At 63.4% G+C, this 16,218-nt stretch carries 13 protein-coding genes; 8 read left to right on the top strand and 5 right to left on the bottom strand.

Translation table 11 applies throughout. The features are described from left to right. Positions 1-145: 145 nt before the first annotated feature. Both adk and RKP46_RS06495 read left to right on the top strand, forming a co-directional pair. Positions 146-799, top strand: coding sequence for an adenylate kinase (gene adk, locus RKP46_RS06500; RefSeq protein WP_311105888.1), 654 nt, complete (start codon positions 146-148; stop codon positions 797-799). A 139-nt stretch (positions 800-938) separates the two neighbouring features. After that, a complete protein-coding gene (locus RKP46_RS06495) occupies positions 939-3,356 on the top strand; it encodes a sodium-translocating pyrophosphatase (RefSeq protein ID WP_311105887.1) in 2,418 nt (805 codons plus the stop codon). Between the two features lie 191 nt (positions 3,357-3,547). Here RKP46_RS06495 and RKP46_RS06490 read toward each other — a convergent pair whose 3' ends face one another. The 3 genes from RKP46_RS06490 to rng form a co-directional block, all read right to left on the bottom strand. Beyond that, entirely contained in the window at positions 3,548-4,177 is a 630-nt protein-coding gene (locus tag RKP46_RS06490) for a YbhB/YbcL family Raf kinase inhibitor-like protein (protein WP_311105886.1), read from the bottom strand. A 30-nt stretch (positions 4,178-4,207) separates the two neighbouring features. Continuing rightward, complete coding sequence (gene murJ / locus RKP46_RS06485; protein ID WP_311105885.1) at positions 4,208-5,746, bottom strand: murein biosynthesis integral membrane protein MurJ; 1,539 nt, start codon at positions 5,744-5,746, stop codon at positions 4,208-4,210. A gap of 156 nt (positions 5,747-5,902) precedes the next feature. Beyond that, positions 5,903-7,357: a ribonuclease G gene (gene rng, locus RKP46_RS06480; protein WP_311105884.1), complete on the bottom strand. Its 1,455-nt coding sequence runs from the start codon at positions 7,355-7,357 to the stop codon at positions 5,903-5,905. Positions 7,358-7,519: 162 nt separating this feature from the next. Between rng and RKP46_RS06475 the strand changes: the two genes are divergently transcribed. Then, positions 7,520-8,608 (top strand): hypothetical protein, encoded by a 1,089-nt coding sequence (locus RKP46_RS06475; protein ID WP_311105883.1) that lies wholly within the window; start codon positions 7,520-7,522, stop codon positions 8,606-8,608. 36 nt (positions 8,609-8,644) lie between these two features. On the opposite strand, the gene RKP46_RS06470 is transcribed toward RKP46_RS06475, so the two are convergent. Continuing rightward, positions 8,645-10,240: a caspase family protein gene (locus RKP46_RS06470; RefSeq protein WP_311105882.1), complete on the bottom strand. Its 1,596-nt coding sequence runs from the start codon at positions 10,238-10,240 to the stop codon at positions 8,645-8,647. A gap of 462 nt (positions 10,241-10,702) precedes the next feature. On the opposite strand from RKP46_RS06470, the gene RKP46_RS06465 reads away from it, so the two are divergent. Together RKP46_RS06465 and thrC are read left to right on the top strand one after the other, a co-directional pair. Continuing rightward, a complete protein-coding gene (locus RKP46_RS06465) occupies positions 10,703-11,437 on the top strand; it encodes a GGDEF domain-containing protein (RefSeq protein WP_311105881.1) in 735 nt (244 codons plus the stop codon). 97 nt (positions 11,438-11,534) lie between these two features. Continuing rightward, on the top strand, positions 11,535-13,019 hold the full coding sequence (gene thrC, locus RKP46_RS06460) for a threonine synthase (RefSeq protein WP_311105880.1): 1,485 nt from the start codon (positions 11,535-11,537) through the stop codon (positions 13,017-13,019). Positions 13,020-13,064: 45 nt separating this feature from the next. Here thrC and RKP46_RS06455 read toward each other — a convergent pair whose 3' ends face one another. Further along, a complete protein-coding gene (locus tag RKP46_RS06455) occupies positions 13,065-14,588 on the bottom strand; it encodes a hypothetical protein (RefSeq protein WP_311105879.1) in 1,524 nt (507 codons plus the stop codon). 283 nt (positions 14,589-14,871) lie between these two features. Here RKP46_RS06455 and rpsP point away from each other — a divergent pair, with 283 nt between their 5' ends. From rpsP to RKP46_RS06440, 3 genes are all read left to right on the top strand, one after another. Further along, the gene (gene rpsP, locus RKP46_RS06450; RefSeq protein WP_311105878.1) at positions 14,872-15,126 is read left to right on the top strand and encodes a 30S ribosomal protein S16; all 255 of its coding nucleotides are present in this window, start codon (positions 14,872-14,874) and stop codon (positions 15,124-15,126) included. 3 nt (positions 15,127-15,129) lie between these two features. After that, the gene (gene rimM, locus RKP46_RS06445) at positions 15,130-15,705 is read left to right on the top strand and encodes a ribosome maturation factor RimM (protein WP_311105877.1); all 576 of its coding nucleotides are present in this window, start codon (positions 15,130-15,132) and stop codon (positions 15,703-15,705) included. 35 nt (positions 15,706-15,740) lie between these two features. Continuing rightward, positions 15,741-16,218: tRNA (guanine(37)-N(1))-methyltransferase (locus RKP46_RS06440; protein WP_409194112.1), on the top strand; the 478-nt coding region annotated here is incomplete at its 3' end.

Raw genomic sequence — 16,218 nt, 5'->3', positions numbered from 1 at the left:
TTCAAAAAGGTTTGACCGACGGCGCTTTTGCGGGTAAGTTTCCGCCTGTCGAGCACGACAACGTGCTGCCGGAGCCCACAAGTGCAAACTTAATTGCATGAACAATATGATAAATTGTTTGGTCTGATTGTTCCGAAGGCGAATCATGAGACTTATTCTGCTGGGCGCGCCAGGGGCTGGAAAAGGTACCCAGGCACAATTCATTCGCGAGAGATTTGGCATTCCGCAGATCTCCACCGGCGACATGCTGCGGGCGGCAGTGAAGGAGGGCACACCGCTCGGCGTCGAGGCAAAGAAAGTGATGGACGCGGGGGGGCTGGTTTCCGACGACATCATCATCCGGCTGGTGCGCGATCGCCTGCAAGCGGACGACTGTCACGCCGGCTATCTGTTTGACGGCTTTCCGCGCACCTTGCCGCAGGCGGAAGCGATGAAGATCGCGGGCGTAGCGCTGGATTACGTCCTGGAGATCGATGTTGCCGATCAGGAGATCATCGACCGCATGAGTGGCCGGCGGGTGCATCTGGCTTCCGGGCGGACCTATCACATCCGTTTCAATCCGCCGCGGGTCGACGGCAAGGACGACATTACCGGCGAAGATCTTGTTCAGCGCGATGACGATCGGGAGGAGACCGTCAGGAAGCGGCTGGAAATCTACCACTCGCAGACGAAGCCTCTGCTCGAGTACTACCGTAACTGGGCGGCCAGCGGCGATCCTCAAGCGCCGAAATGTCGCCGAATCGCCGGTGTAGGCAGTGTGGAGGAGATCAGGGTGGCGGCTTTCGCTGCTCTGCAATAGGGCGGTTGCCGTTCCGGTGGTCGTCGGCGCGCGCCGGCAGCCTCCGGGGCGACAGGTTGTGCACTTTGGGTGTGACGTTAAGCCGACCGGTGGGGGAATTTCCGCGCGGTCCGGGTAACTTTTGAGAGGGAGGTTGCTTATGTCGTCGTTTCTGATGTTCGCGCTGGTCTGCGCGGTCATAGCGGTCCTTTACGGAGCCGCCATGACGAAATGGATTCTCTCGTTGCCCGCCGGCAACCCGCGCATGCAGGAGATCGCCAAGGCGATTCAGGAAGGTGCTTCCGCCTACCTCGCCAAGCAGTATACGACGATTGCGCTGGTCGGCGCCGTGCTCTTCGTTGTCATCTGGTTTGCCCTCGGCAAGCTGATGGCCTTCGGCTTTCTGATCGGCGCCGTCCTGTCGGGCGCGACGGGTTTCATCGGGATGAACGTTTCGGTGCGCGCCAACGTGCGCACCGCGGAAGCGGCGCGTAGCGGCATCTCGGCCGCGCTCGGGGTGGCTTTCAAAGGCGGTGCGATTACCGGCATGCTGGTCGTCGGGCTTGGCCTCCTTGGCGTCGCCGGCTATTACGCCGTGCTCAAGGGCTCTGGCGGCGATCTGCAGCATAGCGTCGAACCGCTCGTCGGTCTGGCTTTCGGCGGTTCGCTGATTTCGATCTTCGCCCGGCTGGGCGGCGGTATCTTCACCAAGGGTGCCGACGTGGGTGCTGACCTGGTCGGCAAGGTGGAGGCGGGGATTCCGGAAGACGATCCGCGCAACCCGGCGGTCATCGCCGACAACGTCGGCGACAACGTCGGTGACTGCGCAGGTATGGCAGCCGACCTCTTCGAGACCTATGCGGTAACCGTCGTTGCGACGATGGTGCTGGGCGCGATGATGCTGAAAGGTGTTGTCGGTGCCAACGACAACCTGGTCGTCTATCCGCTGGTGCTCGGCGGCGTGTCGATTCTTGCTTCGATCATCGGCTGCTTCTTTGTCAAGGCTACCGATGGCGGCAAGATCATGAACGCCCTCTACCGCGGTTTGGCGGTCGCCGGGATCCTGGCGCTGATCGCCTTCTATCCGATCACGACGATGCTGCTCGGCAATGGCGTGACCCTGGCTGATGGGAGCCTGATCTCGTCGATGAACATCTTCTGGTCTGCGGCGATCGGTCTCGTTCTGACCGGGGTTCTCGTCTGGATTACCGAGTACTACACGGGTACCGACTTTTCGCCGGTCAAGCGCGTTGCCGAAGCCTCGACCACAGGTCACGGGACGAACATCATCGCCGGCCTGGCCGTTTCAATGAAGGCCTGCGCGCTGCCGGTGCTCGCCGTCTGCGCGTCGATCTACCTCACCTACGCGCTGGCCGGCCTCTTCGGCATTGCCATCGCAGCGACATCGATGCTGTCGATGACGGGTATCATCGTCGCCCTCGACGCCTACGGGCCGATTACCGACAACGCCGGCGGTATTGCCGAGATGTCGGGATTGCCGAAGTCGGTGCGTGACGTGACCGACCCGCTCGATGCAGTCGGCAATACGACCAAGGCGGTTACCAAGGGCTATGCCATCGGTTCTGCCGGTCTGGCTGCGCTGGTCCTTTTCGCCGACTACACGCATGCGCTCGAGGTCAACTTCGGTGGTGGCCTGCGTTTTGACCTGTCTGACCACATGGTTATCATCGGCCTCTTCCTTGGCGGTCTGATTCCTTACCTGTTCGCCGCCATGGCGATGGAGGCTGTCGGCCGGGCGGCCGGCTCGGTGGTCATCGAGGTTCGTCGCCAGTTCAAGGAAATCAAGGGCATCATGGAGGGCAAGGCGAAGCCCGACTATTCGCGCGCGGTCGGTATGCTGACCGTTGCGGCGATCCGTGAAATGATCGTTCCGTCGTTGCTGCCGGTGCTCGTACCTGTTCTCGTCGGCCTGCTGCTCGGTCCGAAGGCGCTTGGTGGCTTGTTGATGGGAACGATCATCACCGGTCTGTTCGTCGCCATTTCGATGACGACCGGGGGTGGCGCCTGGGATAACGCCAAAAAGTATATCGAGGACGGTCACTTCGGCGGCAAAGGCTCGGATGCGCACAAGTCGGCGGTTACCGGCGACACCGTCGGCGATCCCTACAAGGATACCGCGGGGCCAGCGGTCAACCCATTGATCAAGATCATCAATATCGTCGCCTTGATGATCGTGCCGCTGATGGTTCCGGCGTCGCCGGGCAAACCGGCAGCGGCGGCACCGGCAGCGGTTGCGGCCAGCGCGCCGGCAGCGGCCAAGATTTACTTCGCGGTGGGTTCGGCTGACTTGCCGGCTGACGCGGCGACGACGCTGACGGAAATCGTTGCGCATGCCAAGGCCAACCCAGGCGCCAAGGTCGCCATTTCCGGCTTCCATGATCCGAGTGGCAGCCAGGCAGTCAACGAGGAAGTCGCCAAAAACCGGGCTAAAGCCGTGCGCGAAGGACTGAAGAATGTCGGCATCGCCGAGGACCGGATCGAGTTGAAGAAACCGCAGGTGACGACCGGAACCGGCGATGCGGCCGAGGCGCGTCGCGTCGAGGTGAGCATCCAGTAGGATCTCGCTGCGCGCTGTTGCTCGTATCTGCTCCACCGACTGGGGGCTGCTCCGAAGCAGCAGCCCGGTCGCTCCGAGGAACTGAAGGCCGCTTGCAGCGGCCTTCAGTCTTTTTCGGGTTGCAAACGGCGCGCCGCGTCGCCGCAGCCGCTTCCACCAGGCTGTCGGCGGCGAATGCCCAGCGTTGCGTGCTAGCCGGCGAGCGACGGATTGAGCGTGTAAGTCCCGACCAGGCTCGCTTCAGCCAGAATGTGCCCGCGCATTGCTGCACGCACTTCGTGCCCGGTTGATCTGCCGGCGCAGTCGAGACGCTCGAGGTCAAGTGCAAAGACCGTGAAAACATAGCGATGGACGATTTCATCGTTCCACGGCGGGCACGGGCCGTCGTAGCCGAAGTAATCGCCGCGCATGTCATTGTCGTTGGCAAACCAGCCGCTGTAGTCGTTGATTCCTTGGCGAGCGCCGAACAGGGCATGCGGGCCGGCCTTGCCGCGTGGTGTCACTTCGCTCGAGAAGCTTCCCGCCGCGATCTCGCCGAGTGTCGCCGGCAGGTCAAAGAGAACCCAATGGAAGAAGTCGACGCGCGCGAGCGACGCGGGAACCGTGCGTCCCTCCTGATTGACGTCATCGCCTTTGCTCGGCACGTCCGGGTCGTGGCAAATGATCGCGAATGAACGCGTCCCCGCTGGCACATCGTGCCAGGCGAGGTGCGGGTTGAGATTTTGGCCAAGGCAGACATGGTGTTCGGGATCGCGAATGCAGAAGGCGAATTCCCCCGGGATCGGCTGGCCGTTGGCAAGACTGTTGCTGATCAGTTTCATGGTTGTTCCTCCAGGTTGTTCATGCGGATTTCACTCGGCCGCCCGACGTCTGAAATCGCTCAGGCGGAAACCTGCGACCCATAGTGTAGCGAAATAGACCGTCGCCCCGAAGCTTACGACGAGCGAAAGGCGCAGCAAGCGCTGAGTCAGACCCCAGGTCAACCAGTCGTTGTTGGTGCCAGCGGAAAACCAGAGCGCTGCCGCCATTGCCAGCAGTGCGAGGACCAGTTTGCTGACGAATGCCAGCCAGCCAGCCAAGGGCGAGTAGATGCCCTGGCGGTGCAGGCCGCGGTAGAGCAGCGCGGCGTTCAGGCAGGCGGCCAGACCGATGGCCAGTGCCAGTCCGGCGTGTCGCAGCCAGGGGATCAGCAGCAGGTTGAGAAGCTGTGTGACGAGGAGGCAGAGCAAGGCGATACGGACCGGCGTTCGCACGTTCTGGCGGGCGTAGAAGCCGGGTGCCAGCACCTTGACCAGAATCATTCCGAGCAGGCCGACACTGTAGGCGACGAGCGCCTCGCGGGTGCGCATGACATCGTCTGGGGTGAAGGCGCCGTGATGAAAAAGCGTTGTGACCAGCGGGACGGCAAGCATGGCGAGCGCCAGAGCAGCGGGTGCAGCGAGCAGAAAGGTCAGTCGCAGACCCCAGTCGAGCAGTTCCGAGTACTCCTTGTGCCGCCCGCTGGCGTGCGACTTGCTCAGCGAGGGCAAAAGGATGGTGCCCAGCGCGGCGCCGAGCAGCCCGGCCGGAAACTCCATCAGCCGGTCGGCGTAGTACAGCCAGGAAACGCTGCCGGTATTCAGGAAAGAGGCGAAGATACTGTTCAGCAGCAGGCTGACCTGAGCCACCGAAACGCCGAGCAAGGCCGGCGCCATCAAGCGGAAGATGCGCCGCACGCCGGCATCCTGCAAGCTCAGGGAAAACCGCGGCAGCATGCCCAGGCGGGCGAGACTGGGAATCTGGAAGACGAGTTGCAAAGCACCGCCGAGAAAAACTCCCCAGGCAAGTGCGATGATCGGCGGGTCGAAATAGGGCGTTGCGAACAGCGCCATCAGAATCAACGACAGATTGAGCAAGACCGGCGTGAACGCGGGGATGGCGAAGCGGCTCCAGGTATTCAGGATACCGCCCGCGACGGCAACCAGCGACATGAAGAGAATGTAGGGAAAGGTGATGCGGGTCAGTTCGACGGTCAGGGCGAACTTGCCACTGTCGGCAGCAAAGCCGGGCGCCGAGATATAGACGAGAATCGGTGCGGCAAGCATGCCGAGCAAGGTGACGGCGAAGACGACAAGGAAGAGCAGGCTGACCACACGGTCCACCAGCTGGCGCGTTTCGCTTGCGCCGTAACGGTTCTTGTACTCACCGAGGACGGGTACGAAAGCCTGTGAGAAAGCGCCTTCGGCGAACAGCCGGCGGAGCAGGTTGGGCAGCTTGAAAGCGACGAAAAAGGCGTCGGTCAGCATCCCGGCGCCAAAGGTACGGGCAATCACGAAATCGCGCACGAAACCAAGAATGCGCGACAACAAAGTCATGCTGCTGACCGTGGCGAGGCTTCTGAGCAGATTCATTCACTTTCCAGGCTGGGTTGCGCAAGGGCTGGCTTCGCCCTTGCGGCCGGTGGAGCGCCTGCCACAACCAGGAGGCGCGGCTTCCTCGACAGGCACCCGCGGTGGCCGATGGGACAAGCCCCTGGCGGCTGCCCGGCGAGTCCCGTCACCTTATCGTTACATCAGCACGATGTCGTACTGTTCCTGCCAATAGCTCGGCTCGGCTTGCAGCGATATCGGTTTGCCGATGAAATCGGAGAGCATCGCCAAGCCTTGCGATTCCTCGTCAAGGAAGCGGTCGATCACTGCCTGACTGCCCAGCACGCGATACTCGCGCGCGTTGAACTGACGCGCTTCGCGCAGCAGTTCACGCAGGATCTCGTAGCACACTGTGCGCGCTGTCCGCACTTCGCCGCGGCCGCCGCAGGTCGGGCACTCCTCGCAAAGCACGTGTGCCAGCGATTCGCGTGTGCGCTTGCGCGTCATTTCGACGAGTCCGAGCGCGGTGAAGCCGTTGACCGTCAGCCGTGTGTGGTCGCGCGCGAGCGCCCGGTTGAACTCGGCAAGCACCGCTGTACGGTGCTCGTCGCTCTCCATGTCGATGAAGTCGATGATGATGATGCCGCCGAGATTACGCAGGCGAAGCTGGCGCGCAATGGTCTGAGCTGCTTCGAGGTTCGTCTTGAAAATGGTGTCATCGAAGTTGCGTACGCCAACGAAGCCCCCGGTGTTGACGTCGATGGTGGTCATGGCTTCAGTCTGATCGATGATCAGATAACCGCCGGACTTGAGGTCGACTCGCCGCGCCAGCGCTTTCTGAATTTCGTCCTCGACGCCGTGCAGGTCGAAGAGCGGCCTTTCGCCAGTGTAATGCTGCAGCAAGGGTGCTACGGTAGGGGTGTACTCGCTGGCGAAAGCGGTCAGCCGCTGGAAGTTCTCGCGCGAGTCGATGACGATGCGCGTCGTTTCCGGATTGACGAAGTCGCGCAGAACACGCTGCGCCAGCGACAGTTCCTGGTAAAGCAGTGCGGGCGGAGCGGCGGACGCCGACTGCAACTGGATATCGCGCCAAATCTTGCGCAGGAACTCGATGTCCTTGGTCAGCTCGCTTTCGCTCGCATTCTCGGCCATCGTTCGCACGATGAAACCGCCGGTTTCTTCACCCGGTACCAGGCGGCCAAGTCGTTGGCGCAGCGCTTCCCGTTCCGACTCCTTCTCGATGCGCTGCGAAATTCCGATGTGTCTGTCCTGCGGCAGGTAGACCAGCATGCGTCCGGCGATCGATACCTGCGTCGACAGGCGCGCGCCCTTGCTGCCCATCGGATCCTTGATGACCTGTACGACGATGCTTTGCCCTTCGATGAGCAGGCGTTCGATCGGTCGAAGGGGTTCGTCGCCGGAGCGCGGTTCGCGGATGTCGGCAACGTGCAGAAAAGCCGTTCGGTCGAGACCGATGTCGATGAACGCCGATTGCATGCCAGGCAGAATCCGGGCAATTCGTCCCAGGTAGACGTTACCGACGAAGCCGCGACTGGCGCTTCGTTCGATGTGCAGTTCCTGCGTGACGCCTTGGTGCATGACGGCGACGCGCGTTTCCTGAGGCGTAAAGTTGATCAGGATCTCTTCGGGCATAAGCGAAATTGTCGGGACAATGCAGGTAAGATGACAGTTTGCTGCATTTTACCCCGGCGGCCACGCTGTTCGGGAGTTTGCCAGCGGCGGCCGACCCCGGCAGAGCGGACCGCAACCTGCTCTCTTCCCGCTCGCCAGCCGCATGGTCCTGATATCGTTGCAATGAACTCGGCGATCACCGCTCATCTCCTGGTTGATGTTTCGGCGCACGGCCTGGGCCACCTGGCACAGGTGGCGCCCGTCCTGAACGCGCTTGGCGGGCGTCTGCCGAACCTGCGCATTTCGGTGCGCAGCGGCCTGTCGTCCGGGCAACTGCGCGCACGCATAGCACCCGCCTTTACCCACCTGCCCGGGGCGAGCGATTTCGGCTACGTCATGCGCGATGCGACGCGCGTCGATCTTGCCGCGACGGCGCTCGCCTATCGGCGTCAGCACGCAGAATGGGAGCAGCTCCTTGCTCGCGAAACCGCTTTTCTCGCTGCGCTAAAGCCCGATCTCGTACTCAGTGATGTCGCCTATCTGCCGCTGGCTGGCGCGCAGCGCGCGCGCCTTCGGTCGATTGCCATGTGCTCGCTCAACTGGGCCGACCTCTTCGCGCATTTCTTTGCCGGCGAAGCCTGGGCCGCCGCGATTCATCACGAAATGCTGGCTGCTTACAACAGCGCCGAAGTATTCCTGCGCCTGACGCCCGCGATGCCGATGGTCGACCTCGCCAAGCGGCGCAGCATTGCTCCGGTGGCTGCCATTGGTCGCTCTCGCCGTGGCGAATTGCGCGAGAAGCTTGGCTGCGCAGCAGACGAACGCTTGCTCCTGGTGGCTTTTGGCGGCTTCGACAAGCGCTTGCCAATTGCCGGCTGGCCGCCTGCCGGCAAGCTGCGCTGGCTGGTGCCGCAGGCCTGGTGCTGCGAACAGCCCGGTATTTCACCGCTGGAAAGCCTCGGCCTTGCTTTTACCGACCTGATCTGTTCGGTCGATGCCGTGCTCACCAAACCCGGCTACGGCACATTTACGGAGGCTGCCTGCAACGGTACGCCAGTGCTTTACCTCCGACGCGAGAATTGGCCCGAGCAGGAACCCCTGATCGACTGGCTGGAAAGCAACGCGCGCTGTCGGGCAGTGGACGAATCCGAATTGAGTGCGCTTGCCATCGCCAGCGTCGTCGATGAACTGTCGCGCCAGCCCGCGCCGCCCATCCCACCGGCCGGAGGTGCCGACGAAGCGGCGGCGATCCTGGCCGAATGCTTGTCCTGATCGGTCGTCGCTGTAGCTGGCGCGAACCGGCGGCGCCTACTTGCCCCGCTTCCGGGTACCGGGCTTGTCGCTTGCTGCGCCTGCCGGCTCGGCAAGCTTCTCGACCACCGACAGCGTCGAATGCATGCGGCCGTTGTCGGTTTGTTTGCCGTCACGGAACTCGCCTTCCCAATAGTCGCCGGTCGTCCAGGTCAGGCGACCAAAACCGTGGCGGTTGCCGCTGACCCAGGCGCCAATGTATACGTCGCCGTTGCGCACCGTATAACTGCCCGTTCCGTGTGGTTCGCCGTCCCTGAACGTACCTTCGTAGCGGTCACCGTTGGTGTAGTACATGACGCCCTTGCCGTTGATCATGTCGTCGGCCCACTCGCCCTCATAGCGCTGCCCGTTGCCCCAGGTAAAGATGCCCTTGCCGTGCTTCCTGCCGGAGACCATTGTTCCTTCGTAGCGATCGCCGTTGACCCACTCGATGGTTCCTTCCCCGGTCATTGCGCCGGATGAGCGGTCGAGCGACAGGCGGCCGGTGGCGGTGAAGGCATCGGTCTTGATGACCCGCTCCTTGCTCTCAAGCATCGGGTCGCTCTTGCTGACGGCGACGACGGGCGGCGCTTCGGGTTGGGCGGGGGTCGGCGTCACGGCAGCCAAGGTTTCCACCCGGGCCGGGGCGGGCGTTGATACTGCTGGCGGCGAGCTTTCTACCGCCGTTGGCGGCGGCTTCGCGCTGCTCGTCGGGCTGACCACAGGGCCGGCCTCGCCGCCGCTAGCGCCGTTCTGGCGTGTCGGCGCGGCTGCCTGCTTGACCTCCTGAACCTGCGCCGGCGCGGCGGCGACCGGCAGCGGGCGGACGGCGATCGGCTGTACACTCGCCGCCGACGGACGGGAAAGCGGCATGAAGTAGAAATCGCCGGTCATTGATGACGATTCCCAAGGGATCTGGCCATCGCGCGTAGCTTTTGCAACTTCGCGCCGGACGTTCTTGAACACCTGCTCGATGGTCAGGCCGGGCACCTGCAATTGCTTCAGAAGCTCCTGCGTGTACAGTCCGTTGCGGCCTTCGCCGTCGGCCGCGGTGCGACCCGGGGCTGTCGCATAGGCGATCAGGCTGCCCTTTGGCGCCTCCATTTGCGCCAGCCCGGCTGCGCCCACGCTGCGATTCGCTCGCCGTTCAAAGGGGTTGTTGCGGCAGGCGTCGAGAATGACGACGTTCAGTTCGCTGGTGCTCAGCTGGTCGAGTACCCCGTCGACGTCAACGGACTCGACGCGCACGGAGGACTCGCTCTTGATCTCTGCGTCGATCGGAATGAGATAGTTCTTGCCGCGAACCTGCATGCCATGGCCCGCGTAGTAGAACAGGGCGACCGTATCCAGCGTCAGCCGCTCGCCGAACTTGGCGATCGCCCGGTTCATTTCCTTCTGCGTCGCATCAAGCGCGACGATGACCTCGAAGCCGGTCCGTTGCAGCGCCGCGGCCATGTCGCGTGCGTCATTCACCGGGTTGTACAGCGGGGCTTCCTTGTACTTGGCGTTGCCGATCACGAGTGCCACACGCCGCTCGACCGCCAGCGCCGCCGAGCATTGAGCGAGTGTCAGCACAAGCAGGATTGCCTGGAAGACTTGTCTTAGCATCATCATCAGAAACACCGTTTATCACCACACGTCCAACGGCGGCGCGCAAGCGGCCGACCCGATGACCCGTATCTTCCCCCGTCCCGACAGCCCTTCCCATCAATGACGCGCCGCACGCGGCAGGCGGACGCCTCGCGCCCAGCATCCAGATACATTCTATATTAGCTCGGAAGCTATCAAGCGACATCGGACAACAATTGACCGGTGCACGTGCGATTGTGCACACTTAACGGCAAAAATGTCCAACGCTCGCCGGCGGAAAGCGCTTTCGCTGGTGCCCGGGGCGCGCATCCGTGCTTCCCGGTCTCCCTCAAGAGGAGCCTTGCCGAGACCCCCTGGCGCACAATCCTTGCGTTTTGTAAACAGATATTTGCTGGAAGTTCGCAAAAGATGTCTCAAGAACGGCAACGGATGACCGTTTGAGGAGACATAGCCGGCAACAGCCGAACGTCCAACGGAGCAGGAAAAGTGTTCAAGCACACCGAACTTCCCCCGGTTGATTCATCGAGGCGCCTTTCGCGCCGACTTCACTGGCGTCACACGGATGCGGCGAGCGCTTTTCGTCCGCCCGGCAGCGATGCGGCGGGTCATCGCGGTCAGCGCCATCTGGTCCATGCAGCGCGCGTCGGCTTGACCAGGACCGAGAGTGTCGTGCTCGAACTGCTGGCCGCTGAAGCGCGCATTGGCAAGCTTGAACAGGCGCTGCAGGAGGCCCGGGCGGCGGCACACACCGATGCCTTGACGGGAGCGCTGAACCGGCGCGGCTTCGAGGAGGCGTATCGGCGCGAGGCGGCGCGCGCACAGCGCAACGGACGTGATCTGGCGCTGGCCCTGATCGACCTGGACGATTTCAAACGCTTGAACGATACCTTGGGACACCACGCCGGTGACCTGGCGCTGGTTCATCTCGTGAGCAGTCTGCGCGCCGCGCTGCGTCCATCCGATGTCGTCGCTCGTTTCGGCGGCGAGGAGTTTGTCGTTCTCCTGCCCGACACCGCGCTGCCCGAAGCGACTGCCGTCATCGCCCGGGTGCAGCGGCAGTTCGCCACCGGCTGGATGGCGAATCGAAAAGTCGCCCTGACCTTCAGCGCCGGTGTCGTCGTGCGCGGATTCGACGAGATTCTGGAGAAGGCCTTGCGCCGCGCCGACAAGGCGACATATGCGGCCAAGCGCGCCGGAAAGAACTGTATCATCCCCGCTTGAGCTACCGCTCAGTGGCTGGCACGCAATCGGGTTCGCCGGCCATGGTAGACTGCCTCTTCACCGGAACAGCGCGGCTAAACCGACGGTCATCCTCATCATGCGCTATCTCTCGACTCGTGGTCATCCTTGGTCCAGCCCGGCTTTCCCCGGACCGGCATTCAGCGACATCCTGCTTGCCGGTCTGGCTCCCGATGGCGGTCTGTACGTGCCGGAATCGTATCCCCTGGTCAGTCGGGCCGAGTTGGATGAATGGCGAGCGCTGAACTACGCTGATCTTGCCAGCGCCATTCTGGCGAAGTTCGTCGACGATATCCCGCCTGCCGATCTGGCGTTGCTGACCCGGCGAACATATACCGCGCAGGTGTATGGCAACGGGCGGGTTGCGGCGCGAGCGCCCGAGGTCGCTCCGCTAAGCTGGCTGATTCCGCCGGGGCGCTTCGGTCAGGAGGGGGGGCTGGCGCTGCTCGAACTGTCGAACGGTCCGACGCTGGCCTTCAAGGATATGGCCATGCAATTGCTTGGCCATCTATTCGAGTATGTTCTGGCCCGGCGCGGCGAGGAGATCAACATCCTCGCGGCCACCTCCGGCGACACCGGATCGTCGGCGGAGTACGCGATGCGCGGCAAGCATCGCGTGCGCGTTTTCATGCTCTCGCCGCACGAGCGGATGAGCGCCTTTCAGCGGGCGCAGATGTACTCGCTGCAGGACGCCAACATCTTCAACATCGCCGTGCGCGGCGTCTTCGACGACGCGCAGGATATCGTCAAGGCGGTTGCCAACGATCTGTCATTCAAGGCGCGCTACAAGATTGGCGCGGTAAACTCGATCAATTGGGCGCGCGTTGCGGCGCAGGTGGTGTATTACTTCAAGGCTTATCTGGCCGCTACTGGTGAGCCGTCCGCGGATGCCGTTCAGGCGGTCGATTTCGCCGTTCCTTCGGGGAATTTCGGTAACGTCTGTGCGGGCCATATTGCGCGCATGATGGGCTTGCCGATTCGTCGGCTGGTCGTGGCGACGAATGAAAACGACGTTCTCGACGAGTTCTTTCGTACCGGCATCTATCGGCCGCGACCCACCGGCGAAACCTGCCAGACTTCGAGCCCGTCGATGGACATCTCGAAGGCGTCGAATTTCGAGCGCTTCGTGTTCGATCTCGTTGGCCGCAATCCAGCGACGATTCGTCAGTTGTGGGAAGCCGTGGACGCCGGCGGCAGCTTCGACTTGTCGTCCTCGCCCTGCTTTGAACGTCTGCCCGAGTTTGGTTTTGTCTCTGGCCGGAGCACGCACGCCGACCGCCTGGCGACGATCCGGCAGGTCTACGAAAACTACGGCCTGATCATAGACCCGCATACTGCCGATGGCCTGAAGGTCGCTTGCGACTTGCGCACCGCCGAAACGACGATGATCGTACTGGAGACCGCGCTGCCAACCAAGTTCGAAGAAACGATCAGCGAGGCGCTGGGTTGCACACCGCCGCGCCCCCCCGCGTTGCGAGACCTCGAAAGCCTTCCGCAAAGGGTAGAAGTCGTAGACGCCGATCCGCAAGTGGTCAAGCGTTTCATCGAACGACACGTCACCTAGCGCGACTCGCTGAGGCGTCAGCGGCGGCCGGTCGCCGGCAGACGCTCATTCGTCCGGGTTCGGCTCCGGTTCGATCGACAGGATATCGACGCTGGTCGTTTGCTCGTCAATCTGGGTGCTGGTGACTTCGCGGACGACAATGTTTTCCCCCTCGATGACCAGGACCTGGCGACTCCGCCGCTTGGCAAGCGCCCCTGAGGCCGTGACCAGCAGCTTGACCGGCCGCAGGCGCGGAATTTCGGGTAGCAGCAGCACGCGCAGGTACTGCGTACCCAGCGTGTCGGAAGGTTGTGCAAGGACGGCCGAGACGGCGCTTGGCGCAAGAATCTGCAGGCCGAGTTCCAGGTGCTCGGGATTTTCCGAGAGCGCCCAACGAACGATACAGATTTGCCATTCACTTTCCGATCCCGTGCGCACTGCGACGACGCCGCCGACCGTAAGGGCGCCCGTCTTCCCTGAAAGATGCATTACCGCATAGCCTTCGGCGCTTTCGTTGGTAATCATCCAGGTCGATAGCTCGCTTGCCGTCGGTTCGCCTTTTCGGCAGACCTGCCACAGGTTGTCCAGCCCGGCTGCCAGCAGCGTGCGCGTATTCTGTCGTCGCCGCTGGAAGCGACGTTTACCCGAACCGCTCCAGCGCGCGACCAGGCGACGAAGTACGCCGAGCCCGGCCGGCGTCTCGGCAAAATCGGAAAGGTCCAGGCGGCGCGCCGGAGTGCCTGCTTCAAGCGCATTGATCTGGTTCCTGATCAGCAGGCACAGGCGGGCGCACGAGAAGTACTCGATGGGCTGCGCCTGCGGTGTGGCCTTGCGTTGCGACGACGCAGCCGGCAGGTCGCGCGTCGGATCGATCCAGAATGTACCCGGGCTGCCGGCCGAGGCCGCTGTTGTCGGCTCGAGGTGATCGGCAAAGCGCTCGAAATACGAGGCAAGAAAAACGACCTCCGGCGGCGTCAAGGACGCTGGATGGGCGCAGCCGAGAAGAACAGCCGCGTGATAGACGTGCTGCAGGCTGCTGTCGAGACCGTCCGGCACCGCAGCTGCCAGATGCAGCCGTTGTGCCGTTGCATACGTTTGATGCAGTTGCTGCCAGGTGCCGACGCGCGGCGGCGCGGCAATCAGGTGGCAGACAATCAACTGCTGGGCAGACGCCTGCAAACTTCGCCAGAGGGCCAGCGTCGGTGACAGGCTGGGGTGGTGAACAGACGGCTGGTGCTCTGGATCGAGTTGCTCGACGAGGGCGAGCGTCTCGTCGGCCATCACCTGCAGCAGGTCGACGATGCTGCGGACCAGCCGGCGGGTTTTCGCTGCAACCGGCAAGGCACGCTCGGTGAGCGTCGGCAGCAGTCCGGCGACCACGCCTGAAGCACGGGCGTACAAGCCATCGAGGGCCACCGCCTTCTGCTGTAGCGCGCCCGGCGCCTGGCGCAAGCCGGTCAGGTGCGCACGCAGCGTTGGCAGCTCCTCGGCGGGGTGCGGTGCCGACGGCGACTCAAGCCACTTCAGGATGGCCTGACTGTCGGCCGGCGTGCCGGCGGCGTGGTAATCATTCGGGGCGGTTTTCGTCATCGGGCTAACTGCCTTGTGGCCTGGCGTCCTTGCGCCGGCAAGTCTGCCCTGCCGCGCGCGGCGGTGGAGAGAAAGGACTGCCGGGCAGTCCAAGTTGCTCGTCATGAAACCAGGGCATGTTGACTGGCTACTCCCATTTTCTGGAATTATACCCGCCTGACAGCTCGCCTGCGCGAGCGGTTCCGCCGCTTGACCGGCGGCAGGACTGAATTCAGTCGATCTCGCCCGCCTCCTGCCTTCTTGCTATAATCCGTCCTTTTTCCTCGATTTGGAAGAGGCTCCCATGGTTGTTATTCGTCTGGCTCGTGGCGGCGCAAAGAAGCGTCCCTTCTACAATATGGTGGTAGCTGACGGACGGGCGCGGCGTGACGGCCGGTTCATCGAACGGATCGGTTTCTACAACCCGCTCGCTGCCGAGAAGGAGCAGGGATTGTACGTCTCCGCGGATCGTCTGGCCTATTGGCAACAACAGGGGGCGCAGCCGTCGGCGACCGTCACGCGGCTGCTCAAGCAGTCTGCCGCCAAGGCGGCGGCCTGAGCCTTGCCCCTTGTCTCGGCTGGCGACGACGGTGCGCGGTCGGCGCAGACTGACGACGGCGCGCCGGCCGATCTGGTCGTTCTGGGGCGGGTAGGCGCTGCCTATGGGGTGCGCGGCGCCGTGCATGTCCAGCCCTTCGCCGACGATCCGGCAGCGTGGTCCGATCTGCCGCAGTGGTGGCTGGGCCGCGACGCCGGTGAACCGCAAGAGTGGCGGAGTTTTCGTCTGCGTCGCTGCATGCTGCGGGGTGACCGCCTGCTCGCCTGCCTGGACGGGGTGAGCGATCGGACCGCCGCCGAGGCCTTGCGCGGGCTGCTCGTCGGTGTCTCCCGGCAGGCCCTGCCACCGACCGCAAACGACGAGTACTACTGGGGCGACCTGATCGGCCTGAAGGTGATCAATACCCGGGGAGCTCCGCTCGGTCGCGTGCTGGGGCTGCTCGAGACTCCGGCCAACGCCGTCTTGCGCGTGGGTGATGGGGTTGGCGAGGAGCGCTTGTTGCCTTTTGTCGGAGCCGTCGTGCTCGAGGTCGACCTCGCCGGGTGCTGCCTGCGGGTAGACTGGGAAGCCGACTGGTGAGCCCGGTGGAACTGCCGAAGGCGTCTGGCAGCCCGTTGCTGATCGATGTCGTGACGCTGTTTCCCGAGATGTTCGGCGTCTTGTCGCAAGGCGGCGTCGCCCGCAGGGCGCTGCTTGCCGGCGCCTGGTCCTTGCATCTTTGGAACCCGCGTGATTTCACGCGTGATCGGCACCGCACCGTCGATGACCGTCCTTTTGGCGGAGGCCCGGGAATGGTGATGATGCCGGGGCCGCTGGCGCAGGCAATCGCGGCTGCCCGGCAGCGGCAACGGGATGTCGGCGGCCGCACCAGCCGGGTCATCTGTCTGTCGCCGCAGGGGACGCTGCTGACCCATCAGCGGGTGCTACAGTTGGCGCAGAGCGAGAGCGCACTGGTGCTGGTTTGCGGGCGTTACGAAGGAATCGACGAGCGGCTGATCGAGGCGTGCGTCGATGAGGAAATTTCGATCGGGGATTTCGTGCTCTCGGGCGGCGAGATCCCGGCGCTGGCGCTGATCGATGCGGTGGTCAGGC

Origin of the sequence: Accumulibacter sp., assembly GCF_031732815.1 — a bacterium.
GTDB lineage: Bacteria > Pseudomonadota > Gammaproteobacteria > Burkholderiales > Rhodocyclaceae > Accumulibacter.
This window is presented reverse-complemented; position numbering and strand designations above follow the sequence as displayed.

Coding starts and splice junctions, on each gene's coding strand:
- RKP46_RS06470 (WP_311105882.1), bottom strand. CDS start 10,240: ATGATGATGCTAAGACAAGTCTTCCAGGCAATCCTGCTTGTGCTGACA.
- RKP46_RS06495 (WP_311105887.1), top strand. CDS start 939: ATGTCGTCGTTTCTGATGTTCGCGCTGGTCTGCGCGGTCATAGCGGTC.
- RKP46_RS06455 (WP_311105879.1), bottom strand. CDS start 14,588: ATGACGAAAACCGCCCCGAATGATTACCACGCCGCCGGCACGCCGGCC.
- RKP46_RS06475 (WP_311105883.1), top strand. CDS start 7,520: ATGAACTCGGCGATCACCGCTCATCTCCTGGTTGATGTTTCGGCGCAC.
- RKP46_RS06490 (WP_311105886.1), bottom strand. CDS start 4,177: ATGAAACTGATCAGCAACAGTCTTGCCAACGGCCAGCCGATCCCGGGG.
- adk (WP_311105888.1), top strand. CDS start 146: ATGAGACTTATTCTGCTGGGCGCGCCAGGGGCTGGAAAAGGTACCCAG.
- murJ (WP_311105885.1), bottom strand. CDS start 5,746: ATGAATCTGCTCAGAAGCCTCGCCACGGTCAGCAGCATGACTTTGTTG.
- rpsP (WP_311105878.1), top strand. CDS start 14,872: ATGGTTGTTATTCGTCTGGCTCGTGGCGGCGCAAAGAAGCGTCCCTTC.
- rng (WP_311105884.1), bottom strand. CDS start 7,357: ATGCCCGAAGAGATCCTGATCAACTTTACGCCTCAGGAAACGCGCGTC.
- thrC (WP_311105880.1), top strand. CDS start 11,535: ATGCGCTATCTCTCGACTCGTGGTCATCCTTGGTCCAGCCCGGCTTTC.